Origin of the sequence: Streptomyces yangpuensis, from assembly GCF_024666385.1 — a bacterium.
GTDB lineage: Bacteria > Actinomycetota > Actinomycetes > Streptomycetales > Streptomycetaceae > Streptomyces > Streptomyces yangpuensis.
This window is the reverse complement of the sequence record NZ_CP102514.1, coordinates 2,835,102-2,850,352: the sequence shown is the minus strand read 5'-3', so window position 1 is coordinate 2,850,352 and position 15,251 is coordinate 2,835,102. Positions and strand designations below refer to the sequence as shown.

Below are 15,251 nucleotides of genomic sequence, written 5' to 3'. Positions count from 1 at the left end.
GACCCAACTCGGAGGTCACGCGATGTCGTTCGACGAAGAATGGTCGGCGGCTCGCGCCGCAGCCGCCTCCGACGCCGCCATGCGGCTCAACCAGGCACCCGCCCCCACCCCCGGAGGCGGCGGCCCCGACCTCGCGCTGGACCAGGACCGGATCGGCGCCGTCGGCTCCGAGGCGTACAAGCTGCACACCCGCCTGCAGACCGACGGCAAGCACGCCGCCACCGCCACCACCGAGGCCGCCGGGGCCCTCACCAGGGAAGGGTTCGCGAGCGGGGCCGCCCTGCTCAAGGCCGGCACCCTCTGGGAGACCCAGGTGAAGACCCTCGTCGCCGCCTGCGCCCACATCTCCAACGGCTTGAACTACTCGCTCTCCTCCCACGCCAAGGACGAGCAGCAGCTCCACGCGGACTTCACGGCGTCCGCCATCGACACGTACCTGAAGTAGGCGAGGCGCCCGCATGCTGACGTACGAAAATGTGATGAATGCGCCCCTGGACAAGCTCCAGTCAGCGGTCACCGACTGGACCGCGATGGCCGGCAAGCTGGACGAGATGGCCGAGGCCGCCCGCAACGGCATGAAGGCGAAGTCCGACCAGGCCGAGTGGAGCGGGATCACCGCCGGAGTGGCACGCGGGTTCGTCGACAAGACGGCCAAGGAGTTCGAGGACGCCGCCAAGGCGGCCAAGGGGATGCACCAGGTCCTCGCCGACGCGCACGCCACCTTCAAGGCCGCCCAGGACGAACTGAAGAGGCTCGCCGCGGAGGCGCCGGCGGCCGGCTTCCGGATCGACGACAGCGGGCGGGTCAGCGCCATCCCGCTGCCCACCGAGGCCGAACGGAACGCGGCCCGCCACGACCCCGACTACCAGCAGACCCTCAACGCGAACCGCAACGCCTGGCAGTCCCAGGTCAACCGGGCCGTCGAGAACGCCCAGGACGCCGACGACTCCCTGGTCCGCGTCCTCCAGGCGAACACGACGGACGAACACGACTTCACCGGACCGAAGTTCACCACCCTCGACGCCGAACAGGCGTCCCGGGCAGCCGACCTGATGAAGAAGGTCACCGGCGCGGGCGGCACGGCCCGCAACGTCGAGGCGCTGCGCGAGCTGGAGGAACTGCTCGACGACAACCGTGACGACCCCGAGTTCTCGACGGGCCTGTTCCGGACCATCGGTGCCGAAGGCACCCTGCAGATGTACTCCGCGATGTCCCTGGACGCGACCAGCCTCGGCGCCGCCGGCAAGGACCGGGCGCTCATGGTCTCGAACATCCAGGGCGACCTGGGCGCGATGCTCGGCCTCGCCACGCACAAGGACGTGCCGGGCCACCTCGACGCGGCCTGGACGACCCAGCTGATGAAAGCCGGACGCAAGGAGATGGACGTCTTCGGCGGCGTCCGGCAGATCTACGGCTACCAGGCCCTCGGTGCGCTGCTGCGCGAGGGGAAGTACGACACGGAGTTCCTGACCTCGGTCGGCCGCGACATGGTCGCGATGGACCGCAAGGACCCGCGGGCCTGGGAGTTCCACACGCCGATCGGCCTGGAGACCGTACTCAACCAGGGGCCGGAGGGCGGCCGTGGCTTCTACCCCCTGACCGGGCTCATGGAGGCGCTGGGCAACAACCCGGACGCGGCGACGGCCTTCTTCAACGAGCCGGTCCGCGAGGACAGCAACAAGGACGGCATCGTCACGAAGGACGACAAGCCGGTCGGAGGCCAGCACGGCAAGGACCGGGGCATGGTCGACTACATGCTCGACAAGCCGCCGTACATGGACGGCTTCGACATCACCCGCAGCGCGGACCTGCACCCGGCCCAGCAGGCCCTCGGAGACGCCCTGATGACGGCCGTCTCCCACCGCGGCTCCGGCGACGAGGACGCACCGCCGGTCGCGCACACCAAGGAGATGGCAGCGATCATGGAACGGATCGTCGAGAAGATCGGCGACAAGCCGGAACTGGTCGATGCGAAGCCGGGGGACCCGGAGGGCCCGCTGAACGGCCTGTCCGGTCACTTCGGGCAGATGGCCGCGGAGTACATGCCGGACATCCAGGCCGCGGCGGACAACACCAGTCGGCTGATCAAGGCCAACGGTGTGATGGCCGAGTTCAACAAGGCCGACATGGCGGCGTTCGTCGGCGCGGTGGCGCAGGACCCGGACGCGTACGGAGCCATCACCAACGCCCAGCGGGCGTTCACCACGACGCTTGTCAACGACGTCATCGCGCACCGTGCCGAGTACGAGGAGATCGACGCGGCGATCACGGTCGCCGTCCACCCGGGTGGCCAGATCGCGGGCATCCTCTCCGAGGCCAGGGCCGAGGGCACGTTCGCCGAGAACGGCCACAAGGCGGAGGAGTACGTCAAGGGCGTCGAGGACAACGCCAAGTGGGTCAACCGCGTCATCAGCGCGGCGGGCGGCAAGTACCTGGAGATGGTGCCGCTCGCCGGAGATGTCGTGGAGTGGCTCCAGGAAGACATCACGGAGAGCGTGGTCGAACGGGCCAAGAAGGACCAGGCGAGCAAGGCGGGCGATGCCGACCACGAGGCCGTACTCAGCTACACGCAGGCCCAGGTGGAGGCGGGCGAATCCGCCGCGCAATCGGTCCGCAAGGCCGCGGAGGGGACGGGCATGAACCAGCGGAGCATCGACGCCCTCGCCGGCACGGCCGCGGCGCAGACGGCCAACGCGCACGCGGTCGGCCGCGGTCAGGTCGTCACGTCGAACGACGGTTCCTGATGGGCCGCGCCCCCCGTTCCCGTACCGCACCCCTGCTTGCCGTCGCGCTGGTCGTGGCGGCCGTACTGACGGGGTGCGCCGAGGCGCAGAGGGCGGCGGCGCCGCAGCTGCCGGAGCGCACCTGCTTCGGCGTCTTCACCCGTTCCGACCTGGAACCCCTGATGGGCGATGGGCGGACGGTGACGGTGTCCGGTCCGGCCGACGCCCGGCTGACCGCGCAGCGCCGCGCGGCCACGTGCAATGTCGATGTGGACGGCCGGGGTCGTGTCCTGGTCGCGGCGACTCGCCAGCCTGTGGGGCAGAGCTTCTTCTGGCCCCCGACCGACCAGAGCGAACCCGCGCCCGAGCCGCTCGCTCTCGGCGACAAGGGGATCCTGTGGGACACGGGCGCCCGCGTCGCCCTCACCTGCAAGGGGGCTGAGGACTCCTTCGAGCTGGAACTGTCGCTGAGCGGCTCGGTCGAGCACATGAAGCCGGGTACGTCCCGTGCGCTGTTCAGCTCGCTGATGGCCAAGTACCTCGAGTCCGTCAAACATCAGACCCGGTGCGGGGTCTAGTCGGTGGTCCTAGGACCCGGGGACGAGGTGGGGATCCGTCGAACGGACAGGGTCGAAACCGGGCTGTGCACCTTACGCTGGGGCGATGAGCGCCCTCGAACCCCGCGTGCCCCAGAGAACCGCACCCCTCCCGCCCCCGCCCGGGGGCGGGGTCATGGGGCCCGCGTACCGGACGCTCAGCATCGGGATCATCTCCGTCGTCTTCCTCATCGCCTTCGAGGCGACCGCCGTCGGCACGGCCATGCCCGTCGCCGCCCGTGAGCTCGACGGGGTCGGGCTCTACGCCTTCGCCTTCTCCGCCTACTTCACGACCAGCCTCTTCGGCATGGTCCTGTCCGGGCAGTGGGCCGACCGGCAGGGGCCGCTCAAGCCGCTGACCGTCGGGATCGCCGCGTTCGCCTCGGGGCTCGTCGTCTCCGGGACCGCCGGCGCCATGTGGGTGTTCGTCCTCGGCCGCGCCGTACAGGGCCTCGGCGGCGGGCTGGTCATCGTCGCGCTGTACGTCGTCGTCAGCCGGGCCTACGAGGAACGGCTGCGGCCCGCCATCATGGCCGCGTTCGCCGCCAGCTGGGTCGTCCCCTCCATCGTCGGGCCGCTGGCCTCCGGCACGGTCACCGAGTACCTCGGCTGGCGGTGGGTGTTCCTCGGCATACCCGTGCTGGTCGTCGTACCGCTCGTCGTCGCACTGCCCGCCATCCGCCGCACCGCCTCCGGTCCCGTCGGCGGCGAGCCCCGGGCCGTCGACCTGCGGCGGATCCGGCTGGCGCTCATGATCTCCGTGGGCGCGGGCCTGGTCCAGTACGCCGCCCAGGACCTGCGCCTGCTCTCGCTGCTGCCGGGCATCGCCGGCGCGGCCCTGCTGGTGCCGGCCGTGCTCGGGCTGCTGCCCCGCGGGACGTACCTGGCCCGGCGCGGGCTGCCGTCGGTGGTGCTGCTGCGCGGGGTCGCCGCGGGGTCGTTCATCGCGGCCGAGAGCTTCGTACCGCTGATGCTGGTCACCCAGCGGGGGCTGAGCCCGACCATGGCCGGCTTCTCCCTCGCCCTGGGCGGGCTGACCTGGGCCGGCGGCTCGTGGGTGCAGTCGCAGGGGCGCACGGCCCCCTACCGGGAACGGCTGATGGTGATCGGCATGGTGCTGGTGGCGCTGGCCATCGCGGCCGCACCCGCCGTGCTCATCGAGTCCGTCCCCGTCTGGACGCTGGCGCTGGCCTGGGCCGTGGGATGCCTCGGCATGGGCCTGGTGATCGGCTCCACCAGCGTGCTGCTGCTGAAGCTGTCCGCACCGCGGGAGGCCGGCGCCAACTCCGCCGCCCTGCAGATCTCCGACGCCCTCGCCAACGTCGTCCTGCTGGCCGCCGGAGGCGCCGCCTTCGCCGCGCTCGGCGGCGGCGCGGTCGGCGCCGCGCACGCGGTGACCGCCGGCGGGGCGGGCGGCGCCTCGCACCCCGCCGCCTTCGCCGTCGTGTTCCTGCCGATGGCGTGCGTGGCGCTGGCCGGGGCGTGGGTCGCGACCCGGCTGGAGCCCGCGAAAGGCTGAGCCCCGGAATATCCCGGTGCCGCGGCCCGGCCCGGCGGCTACGTTTCGGTCCATGAACGAGATCACCATCGGGCTGCCCGGCACCGAGTGGGCAGAACTGGGCGACCTGGCCGACGCCACCGGGCGCACCCCCGAGGACGTTGTACGGGAGGCCGTACGGGCCCACCTGCGAGCCGAGCGGGAGAAGGTCGCCGCTGCGGCCGGACGCCTCGCCGACCGGCACGCCCCCCTCCTGCAAAGGCTCGGCCGATGAACACCACGAAAGCCCGCCGGCATCTCACCCTCGCCGAAGTCCTCGACCTCGCCCGGCACGCCTGCCTGGCCCAGGACCAGCCCGTCGAGCTGCGCGCCCCCGGCCTGCTGGAGTCGGCGGTGCACCGGCCGCGGGCCCGCATGTTCGGGACCCCGGCCTACGAGGACCCGTACGAGCAGGCCGCCGCGCTGCTCCACGCCATCGCCACGAACCACCCCCTCGTCGACGGGAACAAGCGCACCGCGTGGCTGGCGGCCGCGACCTTCCTCGCGGTCAACGGGATCGACCTCGCCGACACCGACCAGGAGCTCGCCTACGACCTGGTCATCGACGTGGCGGCCGGGCACGAGACGGAGATCGCGCGGATCGCCGGGCGGCTGCGCTCCCTGTGAAGCCGTCGCGCGGTGCCATGTGACGGCGCCGCGCGGGGCGGCGGGACGGCGTCACGCGACGGCTTCGTGTGACGCTCGCCGCACCGCCCGAGGTCACGGGCCTGTCCCTCCGCGAGCGGCGGGCCCGCCCCGGTAGGGTGGCCCGGTTGTCCTACGTACGACCGCCGCCGAGAGCACGAACCGGAGACCGTGACTACTACCGCCTCCCACCACCTCTCACCCGCCTTCCCCGGCCGTGCCCCGTGGGGCACCGCCAGCAAGCTGCGTGCCTGGCAGCAGGGAGCGCTGGACCGCTATATCCAGAACCAGCCCCGGGACTTCCTCGCCGTCGCGACCCCCGGCGCGGGAAAGACCACCTTCGCCCTGACCCTCGCCTCCTGGCTGCTGCACCACCACGTGGTGCAGCAGGTGACCGTCGTCGCGCCCACCGAACACCTGAAGAAGCAGTGGGCGGAGGCGGCGGCCCGGATAGGCATCCGGCTCGACCCCGAGTACTCCGCCGGACCGCTCAGCAAGGACTACCACGGCGTCGCCGTCACCTACGCCGGTGTCGGCGTACGCCCCATGCTCCACCGCAACCGCTGCGAGCAGCGCAAGACCCTGGTGATCCTGGACGAGATCCACCACGCCGGTGACTCGAAGTCCTGGGGCGAGGCCTGCCTGGAGGCGTTCGACCCGGCGACCCGGCGGCTCGCGCTGACCGGCACGCCCTTCCGTTCCGACACCAACCCCATCCCGTTCGTCACCTATGAAGAGGGCAACGACGGGATCCGGCGGTCCTCCGCCGACTACACCTACGGCTACGGCAACGCGCTCGGCGACGGCGTCGTCCGGCCGGTCATCTTCCTCTCCTACAGCGGCAACATGCGCTGGCGGACCAAGGCGGGCGACGAGATCGCGGCACGGCTCGGCGAGCCGATGACCAAGGACGCCATCTCGCAGGCCTGGCGCACCGCCCTGGACCCGCGCGGCGACTGGATGCCCAACGTGCTGCGCGCCGCCGACCAGCGCCTCACCGAGGTCCGCAAGGGCATCCCGGACGCGGGCGGCCTCGTCATCGCCTCCGATCAGGACTCGGCGCGCGCGTACGCCAAGCTCATCCGGGAGATCACCGGGACGAAGCCGACCCTGGTGCTCTCCGACGACACCGGGGCGTCGAAGAACATCGACACCTTCAGCGCGAATGACGACCGCTGGATGGTCGCGGTCCGCATGGTGTCCGAGGGCGTCGACGTACCGCGCCTCGCTGTCGGCGTGTACGCGACCACGATCTCCACCCCGCTGTTCTTCGCCCAGGCCGTCGGACGTTTCGTGCGTTCGCGCAGGCGCGGCGAGACGGCCTCCGTGTTCCTTCCGACCATCCCCTACCTCCTCGGCTTCGCCAACGAGATGGAGGTCGAGCGCGACCACGTGCTCGACAGGCCGAAGAAGCAGGGCGAGGAGGACCCGTACGCCGAGTCCGAGAAGGAGATGGACGAGGCGAACCGGCAGGAGGACGAGGACACCGGCGAGGACGAGCAGATGTCCTTCGAGGCGCTGGAGTCCGACGCCGTTTTCGACCGGGTGCTCTACGACGGGGCCGAGTTCGGCATGCAGGCGCACCCGGGCAGCGAGGAGGAGCAGGACTACCTCGGCATCCCCGGCCTGCTGGAGCCCGACCAGGTACAGATGCTGCTGCAGAAGCGGCAGTCCCGGCAGATCGCGCACAGCCGGCGCAAGCCGGACACCGAGGCGGACCTGCTGGAGCTGCCGGCCGACCGGCGGCCCGTGGTTTCCCACAAGGAACTGCTGGAACTGCGCAAGTCGCTCAACACGATGGTGGGCGCGTACGTCCACCAGAGCGGGAAGCCGCACGGGGTGATCCACACGGAGCTGCGCCGCGTCTGCGGCGGGCCGCCGAGCGCGGAGGCGACGGCGGGGCAGATCCGCGAGCGCATCAAGAAGGTCCAGGAGTGGGCCACCCGTATGCGGTGAGTGCCGGAAGTGCCGTGTGTGTGGTGTGTGCGGTGTGTGCCGCGTGTGCCGCGTGTGCCGCGTGTGCGGTGGGTTCGGTTGGTTCGCCCAGAACGGGGGACGGGGTTCGTGCGGAGGTTCGCACGGGCCCCGTCCTCGTTCCGTCGTTTCCGTGTCCGTGCGAATCGTTGTCACGAAACGACACTTGAGCCGATCAGGAAACGGCACAAACAGGTAGCACGCGCCCGGATTCTGGACGAGCCCTTCCGCTGAGCGGACCTGCTCGCTACATTCCCCGCATCGAACGCACCGTGGCAGCGCCGCCGCGGGAGCGCAGCCGGTGCAATGGCCGCTACCGGCGGCCTCTCCTGTGCGCCGCCGTGGGACCGGCGCGCGCCACCCCGAGAGTCACCGCCGCTCACCGAAAGAGGGAGAGGCGTCGTGACCGCGGAAACCTCCCAGACGCTCGACAGAGGGCTCAGGGTCCTCAAACTGCTCGCCGACACCGACCACGGTCTGACCGTCACCGAGCTCTCCAACCGCCTCGGCGTCAACCGCACGGTCGTCTACCGGCTCCTCGCCACGCTCGAACAGCACGCCCTGGTCCGCCGTGACCTCGGCGGCCGGGCGCGGGTCGGGCTGGGGGTGCTGCGGCTGGGCCGGCAGGTGCACCCCCTCGTGCGTGAGGCGGCCCTGCCCGCGCTGCGGTCGCTGGCCGAGGACATAGGTGCCACCGCGCACCTGACCCTCGTCGACGGCACCGAGGCGCTCGCCGTCGCCGTCGTGGAGCCGACCTGGACGGACTACCACGTTGCCTACCGGGCCGGATTCCGTCACCCGCTGGACCGGGGCGCGGCCGGGCGGGCCATTCTGGCCGCCCGTCAGGGCTCCCTCATCGAGCCGGGGTACACGCTGACCCACGGCGAGCTCGAAGCGGGTGCCAGTGGGGCCGCGGCGCCGCTGGTGGGCATCAGCGGGCTGGAGGGGAGCGTCGGCGTGGTCATGCTCGCCGACGCCGTGCCGGAGCGGGTGGGGCCGCGGGTGGTGGATGCGGCGCGGGAGGTCGCCGACGCCCTTCGCTAGGCCGCGGGCTCGGCGGACACCGTCGGGTGCGGGTGCGGGTGCGGGTGCGGGTGCGGCGCCGTTGCGGGGGCTCCGCCCCCGGGCCCCCGCGCCTCAAACGCCGGCGGGGCTGGATACGCGGGGCTCCGCCCCCGGGCCCCCTGCGCCTCGAACGCCGGCGGGGCTGGATACGCGGGGCGCCGCCCCGGGCTCCGCGCCTCAAACGCCGGCGAGGCTCGGTCGGGCGGTCGGGCGGATAGATTGGGCGGGTGCTTTCTCGTCTGACTCGTCTGCCGCGTCCTGCCGCCCTGGCCGTCTGTGCCGTGCCCGTGCTCGGGCTGTTCGCCGCGGCGGCCTTCGCGCCGCTGCCCTTCGTGGTCGCCGTACCCGGGCTCACGGCCGACGTGCTGGGGTCCGACCAGGGCAAGCCCGTCATCACCGTCTCCGGGGCCCCGGTCCGGGACACCAAGGGGCAGCTGCGGATGACCACCATCCGGGCCACCGGGCCGTCCTCGACGATGACGCTGCCCGAACTCGTCGGCCACTGGTTCAAGACCGATCAGGCGGTCATGCCGCGGGAGGCGGTCTACTCGTCCGGCGGCAGCGACGAGGAGATCGAGAAACACAATCTGGAGGAAATGGCGAGGTCGCAGTCGGCCGCCGCCGACGCAGCCCTCGGCTTCCTCCACAAGGACCCCAAGGACGTGAAGGTCGACCTCAACCTCGCCGACGTCGGCGGCCCGAGCGCCGGGCTCCTCTTCTCCCTCGGCATCATCGACAAGCTCGACGGCGACGGCAGCGGCGGCGACCTCACCGGCGGACGCAACATCGCCGGCACGGGCACCATCACCGCCGACGGCAAGGTCGGCGCCGTCGGCGGTGTGGCCCTGAAGACGCAGGCCGCGCGGCGGGACGGGGCCAGCGTGTTCCTCGTACCGAGGGACGAGTGCGGGGACGCGCAGTCGGAGCTGCCCGAGGGGCTGCAGCTCGTTCCCGTCACTTCGCTGACGGATGCGGTGAACGCTCTTCGCGCGCTGAACCGGGGAGAACCCGCCCCGTCGTGCTGACGTCCGGGTCGCGCTCCCGGTCCATCCCGCGCCACGCCGGGAAGACCATCGGCGCGAGCGTCGTGAGCAGGTACGTGCCGCCGAAGAGCAGCAGCGCCGTGCTCACCCCGAGGCCGTCGACGAGCAGCCCCGCCGCCAGTCCGCCCATCGGCATGGTCAGCTCGCAGCCCGCCGTGGTCACTCCCGCGACCCGGCTGCGCAGTTCCTCCGGGACCCGCTCGTACATGACCGTGGACAGGATGGGGTTCAGCATGCCCACGCCCAGGCCGGCCAGCGCCATCGTCACCGCGAGCGGCAGCGTCGTGTCGGTGAAGGCGGCCACCACGTACCGGGTCGCGCCGGAGAGCAGGAAGGCCGCCGCGAACACCGCGCGGCGCGGGAACCGCTCGCCCCACATCCCGTAGAGCAGGGCGCCCAGCAGGGCGAAGCCGCCGAAGAGGGAGATCATCAGGCCGATCGTGGTGGCGCCGCCGAGGACGTCCCGGCCGTGCACGGGCAGCAGGACCGAGGACCAGCCCTGGTCCAGGCCGTTGGTCATCATGACCATCACCGTGATGCCCAGCAGCAGCCGGGAGCGGGTCAGGAAGGCCCAGCCCTCGGCGAGTTCGGAACGGTAGGCGGTGAACGAGACCTTGCCCGCGGCACGTTGCGGCTCGGCGGCGGGGACCCCGCGCAGGAACGCGAGGACGAGCAGCGCCGAGATGCCGAAGGTGGCCGCGTCCAGCAGCAGGACGGTCTCGGCGCCGAACGCCGCGATCAGTACGCCGGCCACCGCGGCCCCGATCATCCGCGCCCCGCGCGAGACCGCGTCGTAGAGACTGGCGGCCCGCGCGAGGGTGGTGCCGGCGTGCTCGGCGAGGTTGGGCAGGAGCACGCCCCGGGCGGTCAGCCCGGGGGTGTGCACGAGGCCGCCGACGGCCATCAGCGCGCACAGCATCCAGAACTCCAGCACGCCCAGGTGGTGCAGCAGCGGGATCGCGCCGACGGACAGGCCGCAGATCAGGTCGGAGGCGGCGGAGACCCGGCGGCGGCCGAGCCGGTCGATGAGCGGTCCGCCGACCAGGGCGGCCACGATGACGGGCAGGGTGGCGCAGAAGGCGACGACCCCGGCCCGGCCGGCGCTGCCCGTGGTCTGCAGCACGAACCACGGGACACCGATCAGGGTGAGCGAACTCCCGGCGATGGAAACGGTGTTGGCGGCCAGGACGGCGACCAGCGGGCCCCGGCCCGCGGGGCGTAAGGCCTGGCTGCGGGCATGGTCGGCGGAGGGCACGGTGAACTCCTTCGGTGCGGTGGTGGTCGCGCGGGGCGGTGGGGGCCGCGAGGTGCGGCGGGGGCCGCGCGCGGCTGCTACTCGGACGCGGAGCGCGGGAGGACGTGCGTGTGGATGCGGACGGTCCGGGTGTCCTCCGCCTCGGGCAGGTCCCGGTAGCTGTTGACCACGTCGTGCAGCCGGCCGATCAGTTCCTCGCTCTGCGCCGGCGTCAGGCGCAGGGTGAAGTCGCTGAGGTCGGCGCCGGGTTCCCAGCGGCCCAGCCGGGTCTGCGCCTCGGAGATCCAGGCGGAGACCTCCTGGCTGTGGTTCGTGGCGACCGCCTGCAGGAAGACCGCGGCCGCGCTGCTCGTGGCCGGGTCGGCGTCGTGGATCAGCGAGCCGTCGAAGCCGGTGCCCTCGTGCGCGGCCCGCCACCAGCGTTCCCGGCCCTTGCCGTGCCCGACCGCGTCCTCGACGAAGCCGTGCGCGGCGAGCTGCCGCAGGTGGTAGCTGGTGGATCCGCTGGACTCCCCGAAGCGATCGGCGAGTTGGGAGGCGGTGGCCGGGCCCTTCCGGCGCAGGTCGGCCAGCAGCTGCATCCGCAGCGGGTGGGCGAGGCCGCGCAGGGCGCGGGCGTCGAGCATGCGGAGCGTGGGCTCCACGGGCTCCCGCACCGCGGCAGGCGTGTGCTCGGGACCGCTCTCACGGCGGCTCTCGGGACGGCTCTCGGTGCCGCTCTCGCGGCGGCGGCTCTCGGTACGGCTCTCGCGGCGGCTCTCGGGCATGCCTCGACCCTAGAGATGCAAAGAGTTCTCTGCAAGGGATTCTTTGCAGAGAACTCTTCGCAAGGAAATCCTCCGCGTCACTGGGCCCGGTCGTCGTCCTCCGCGGCCTGCTCCACCAGCGGGATGATCCGGAAGGGCACCGGGTTCTCCATCACGATCGCCGTCGAGGCCCGGACGATCCCGTCGAAGCCGACGACGCGGTCGATCACCCGCTGGAGATCGGCGTTCGAGCGGGCCACCAGCCGGCACAGCATGTCGCCGTGCCCGGTGGTGGTGTGCAGCTCCAGCACCTCCGGGACCCCGTCCAGGTGCGCGCGTACGTCGGCCCCCTGCCCCTGCTTGATCTCCAGCGTGGCGAACGCGGTCACCGGATACCCGAGCGCGGTCGGGTCGACCTGCGGGCCGAACCCGCGGATGACCCCGCTGGACTGCAGCCGGTCCAGGCGCGCCTGCACCGTGCCGCGGGCCACGCCCAGCCGGCGCGAGGCCTCCAGCACTCCTATCCGGGGCTCGCGGGCCAGCAGGACGATGAGCCGGCCGTCGAGTTCGTCGATGCCCATGGACGCCTCCGGGTGCCCACGCGTGCCCGTGGGTGGTCATAGTGCACAGATGTTTCAGCCATCCTCCGACGTTGCTGTGCAGTTTGTACAGTCATTCAGGAAACTATTGCGCAGCTTGTGGATCGGCGGGACTCTGCGCTCATGACTGAGTCTCTGGCGAACCTCGAAACCACCCCGCACACCGCGCGTGAGGCCGACCCCTTCCCGGTGAAGGGCATGGACGCGGTCGTCTTCGCCGTCGGCAACGCCAAGCAGGCCGCGCACTACTACTCGACCGCCTTCGGCATGAAGCTCGTCGCCTACTCCGGCCCGGAGAACGGCAGCCGCGAGACGGCCAGCTACGTGCTGACCAACGGCTCCGCCCGCTTCGTGCTGACCTCGGTCATCAAGGCGACGACCGACCACGGCCGCTTCCTCGCCGAGCACGTCACCGAGCACGGCGACGGCGTGATCGACCTCGCCATCGAGGTCCCCGACGTCCGCGCGGCCTACGCGTACGCCGTCGAGCAGGGCGCCCGCGGCCTGGACGAGCCGTACGAGGTCAAGGACGAGCACGGCACGGTCGTGCTGGCCGCCATCGCGACGTACGGCCAGACCCGCCACACGCTGGTGGAGCGCGGCGACTACACCGGCCCCTACCTGCCGGGCTACGTGGCCGTCGAGCCGATGGTCGAGGGCCCGGCCAAGCGCACCTTCCAGGCCATCGACCACTGCGTCGGCAACGTGGAACTCGGCCGGATGAACGAGTGGGTCGCCTTCTACAACAAGGTCATGGGCTTCACGAACATGAAGGAGTTCGTGGGCGACGACATCGCGACCGAGTACTCGGCGCTGATGTCCAAGGTGGTCGCGGACGGCACCAAGAAGGTCAAGTTCCCGATCAACGAGCCGGCGATCGCGAAGAAGAAGTCGCAGATCGACGAGTACCTGGAGTTCTACAACGGCCCCGGCGTCCAGCACATCGCCCTGGCCTCGAACGACATCGTCTCCACGGTCCGCTCGATGCGCGCGGCGGGCGTGCAGTTCCTGTCCGTCCCGGACACCTACTACGACACCCTCGGCGAGTGGGTCGGCGACACCCGCGTGCCGATCGACGAGCTGCGCGAGCTGAAGATCCTCGCCGACCGCGACGAGGACGGCTACCTGCTGCAGATCTTCACCAAGCCGGTGCAGGACCGCCCGACCGTCTTCTTCGAGATCATCGAGCGCCACGGCTCGATGGGCTTCGGCAAGGGCAACTTCAAGGCGCTGTTCGAGGCCATCGAGCGCGAGCAGGAGAAGCGCGGCAACCTCTGAGGCCGCACGCGTGCCTTCAGGCCCCCGGCCCCGGCCGGGGGCCTCGGGCTGCCGTCGGCCCGGTGCGTGTACGGACACGCCGCCGCGTGGTGCCCTCCGGAGGGGAGTGGGCCGGCGCGGCGCCCGCCCGCGCACCGGGCCGCACGCGCGGCCTTTCGGCGGTGACCGCCCGGCCGGGTTCGTCAGCGGCGGGACGGGGACGGGGACGGTGACGGTGACTGGGACGGGGACGGCTTCGGCGTGGGGTTCGGCTTCGGGAGTTCCGGCTCGACCCATGGCGTGACCGGCTGCAGGTGCTCCGGGCCGCCCGGCGGCGGCTGGCCGATCGACGCCAGCGCCTCCTTCGCCAGCGGCCCCCGCACCGGCGAGAAATGCGGATTCGTCCGCAGCGCCTCCTGCAGGTGCCGCCGCGCCCCCGCCTCGTCACCGAGCGCCCGCTCGATCATCGCCCGGTGGTAGGCGAAGTCCGCACTGCGCAGCCCCGGCTCCGTCGCCTTCTTCGCGTACTCCAGCGCCGCCGTGTGGTCGCCCGCCCGGTGCAGCGCCCACCCCAGCGCATCCGCGGCCTGCATGCTCTTGTGCCGCTCCCACTCCTGCGAAAGCCGCCGCACCGCCGCCGCCGGATCCCCGTGGTCCGCCTCGTACAGGCCCAGGACCACGTCGTCGTCCACCCCGTTCGCACCGTCCCGGGCCGCCAGCGTCGCCACCGCGGCATACTGCTCGCGCGCCTCCTGCCCCCGCCCCAGCGACTCCAGCAGCTCACCCAGCTCCCGGGCCAGCTGCGGCACCGGCGTCCGCCCCAGCGCCATCCGGTAGTCCCGCACCGCCTCCCCGCCGCGCCCCAGCGCCCCCAGCGCCCGGGCCCGGCCCGCCAGGGCCTCCCCCTGCGCCGGATCCGTCCGCAGCGCCCCCTCGTACTGCCGCAGCGCCTCCGCCGCGTCGCCCCGCTCCCAGGACAGCTCCCCGAGCCGGAACAACGCGTACGCCTTCTCCGCCGGGGACTGCGCCGAGGCCGCCGCCGACTCCATCGACACCACCGCGTCCTCGCGCCAGCCGCGGTCCCGGTACACCTGCGAGGCACGGACATGCGCCGCCAGCCCCGGCCGCAGCTCCAGCAGCAGCTCCATCGCCTTCTGGGCGCCCTTGTAGTCGCCGAGCCCCGTGTACGCGTCCACCAGCACCGGGTACGCCGTCCACCGCTTCGGCGACTGCGCCCGTACCAGCTCGCCCCACTTCCTGGCCGTCCCGAAGTCCCGCCGGGCATTGGCCAGCGCGCCCATGCCCGTCATCGCGTCGAAGTTGCCCTTCTCCGCCGGCCGCACCTCCAGCGACCGCTTCAGCGCCTTCTCCGCCTTCGGGTACCAGGCCGGATCCGCGGTCCGCCGCGCCTGTTCGAGATAGGCGGAGCCGAGGACCGCCCACGACGCGTCGTCGTCGGCGTGCGCCGCGACCCACTTCTCCCGGTCCGCCACCAACGCCACCACGTCCGTCGCCGAGGCGGGCGCACCCATGCCCACCGCCGCAGCGGCGCGTTCGCTCGGCCCCGGCGGGCGCGCGTCGTCACCGGTCCGGGCCGGCCGGATCAACAGGGCCCCGGCGATCAGGACCACCGCCACCCCGGCGGCCACGAGCGTCTTGCGGCCGGTGAAGGTCACGGGCGGCGCCGGCGTCTGCGAATCCTCGTCGATACGGTCCATGGGGTCACTGTGCGTCAATATGAAGAGCGCGCCGAGGTGGCCGAAGACGTGCGCGGGCGTGTTCACACCGATGGCCCCGGCTGCCACGCTGGC

Annotated in this window: 14 protein-coding genes; 10 read left to right on the top strand and 4 right to left on the bottom strand. The window is 72.1% G+C overall.

Going from position 1 to position 15,251, the window contains the following annotated elements:
* The first annotated feature begins 22 nt into the window (after positions 1-22).
* The 9 genes from NRK68_RS13015 to NRK68_RS12975 all read left to right on the top strand — a co-directional run bounded on the left by NRK68_RS13015 (position 23) and on the right by NRK68_RS12975 (position 9,565).
* A complete protein-coding gene (locus tag NRK68_RS13015) occupies positions 23-445 on the top strand; it encodes a hypothetical protein (protein ID WP_183065655.1) in 423 nt (140 codons plus the stop codon).
* Positions 446-479: 34 nt separating this feature from the next.
* Positions 480-2,744, top strand: a complete 2,265-nt coding sequence (locus tag NRK68_RS13010; protein WP_257855832.1) for a hypothetical protein — start codon at positions 480-482, stop codon at positions 2,742-2,744.
* Entirely contained in the window at positions 2,744-3,301 is a 558-nt protein-coding gene (locus NRK68_RS13005; protein ID WP_183065653.1) for a hypothetical protein, read from the top strand. The genes NRK68_RS13010 and NRK68_RS13005 overlap by 1 nt, the downstream gene beginning before the upstream one ends.
* Positions 3,302-3,386: 85 nt before the next feature.
* Positions 3,387-4,838: an MFS transporter gene (locus NRK68_RS13000; RefSeq protein ID WP_257855831.1), complete on the top strand. Its 1,452-nt coding sequence runs from the start codon at positions 3,387-3,389 to the stop codon at positions 4,836-4,838.
* A gap of 52 nt (positions 4,839-4,890) precedes the next feature.
* Positions 4,891-5,091, top strand: coding sequence for a YlcI/YnfO family protein (locus NRK68_RS12995; protein ID WP_183065651.1), 201 nt, complete (start codon positions 4,891-4,893; stop codon positions 5,089-5,091).
* Entirely contained in the window at positions 5,088-5,483 is a 396-nt protein-coding gene (locus NRK68_RS12990; protein ID WP_257855830.1) for a type II toxin-antitoxin system death-on-curing family toxin, read from the top strand. The genes NRK68_RS12995 and NRK68_RS12990 overlap by 4 nt, the downstream gene beginning before the upstream one ends.
* 189 nt (positions 5,484-5,672) lie before the next feature.
* Entirely contained in the window at positions 5,673-7,457 is a 1,785-nt protein-coding gene (locus tag NRK68_RS12985; RefSeq protein WP_257855829.1) for a DEAD/DEAH box helicase, read from the top strand.
* A gap of 420 nt (positions 7,458-7,877) precedes the next feature.
* Positions 7,878-8,519 carry an IclR family transcriptional regulator gene (locus NRK68_RS12980; protein WP_030662724.1) on the top strand — a complete coding sequence of 214 codons (642 nt, stop codon included), beginning with the start codon at positions 7,878-7,880 and terminating at the stop codon, positions 8,517-8,519.
* Between the two features lie 248 nt (positions 8,520-8,767).
* The gene (locus tag NRK68_RS12975; RefSeq protein WP_183065648.1) at positions 8,768-9,565 is read left to right on the top strand and encodes a S16 family serine protease; all 798 of its coding nucleotides are present in this window, start codon (positions 8,768-8,770) and stop codon (positions 9,563-9,565) included.
* Here the strand turns inward: NRK68_RS12975 and NRK68_RS12970 are convergent.
* From NRK68_RS12970 to NRK68_RS12960, 3 genes are all read right to left on the bottom strand, one after another.
* Positions 9,495-10,838: an MFS transporter gene (locus NRK68_RS12970; RefSeq protein ID WP_257855828.1), complete on the bottom strand. Its 1,344-nt coding sequence runs from the start codon at positions 10,836-10,838 to the stop codon at positions 9,495-9,497. The two genes, NRK68_RS12975 and NRK68_RS12970, sit on opposite strands and share 71 nt — an antisense overlap.
* A gap of 77 nt (positions 10,839-10,915) precedes the next feature.
* Complete coding sequence (locus NRK68_RS12965; protein WP_373023520.1) at positions 10,916-11,605, bottom strand: helix-turn-helix domain-containing protein; 690 nt, start codon at positions 11,603-11,605, stop codon at positions 10,916-10,918.
* A 77-nt stretch (positions 11,606-11,682) separates the two neighbouring features.
* Complete coding sequence (locus NRK68_RS12960; protein WP_183065646.1) at positions 11,683-12,165, bottom strand: Lrp/AsnC family transcriptional regulator; 483 nt, start codon at positions 12,163-12,165, stop codon at positions 11,683-11,685.
* A 141-nt stretch (positions 12,166-12,306) separates the two neighbouring features.
* On the opposite strand from NRK68_RS12960, the gene hppD reads away from it, so the two are divergent.
* The gene (hppD, locus tag NRK68_RS12955) at positions 12,307-13,461 is read left to right on the top strand and encodes a 4-hydroxyphenylpyruvate dioxygenase (RefSeq protein ID WP_030962788.1); all 1,155 of its coding nucleotides are present in this window, start codon (positions 12,307-12,309) and stop codon (positions 13,459-13,461) included.
* A 182-nt stretch (positions 13,462-13,643) separates the two neighbouring features.
* Here the strand turns inward: hppD and NRK68_RS12950 are convergent, their stop codons facing one another.
* The gene (locus NRK68_RS12950) at positions 13,644-15,245 is read right to left on the bottom strand and encodes a tetratricopeptide repeat protein (protein WP_257855827.1); all 1,602 of its coding nucleotides are present in this window, start codon (positions 15,243-15,245) and stop codon (positions 13,644-13,646) included.
* Positions 15,246-15,251 lie beyond the last annotated feature (6 nt).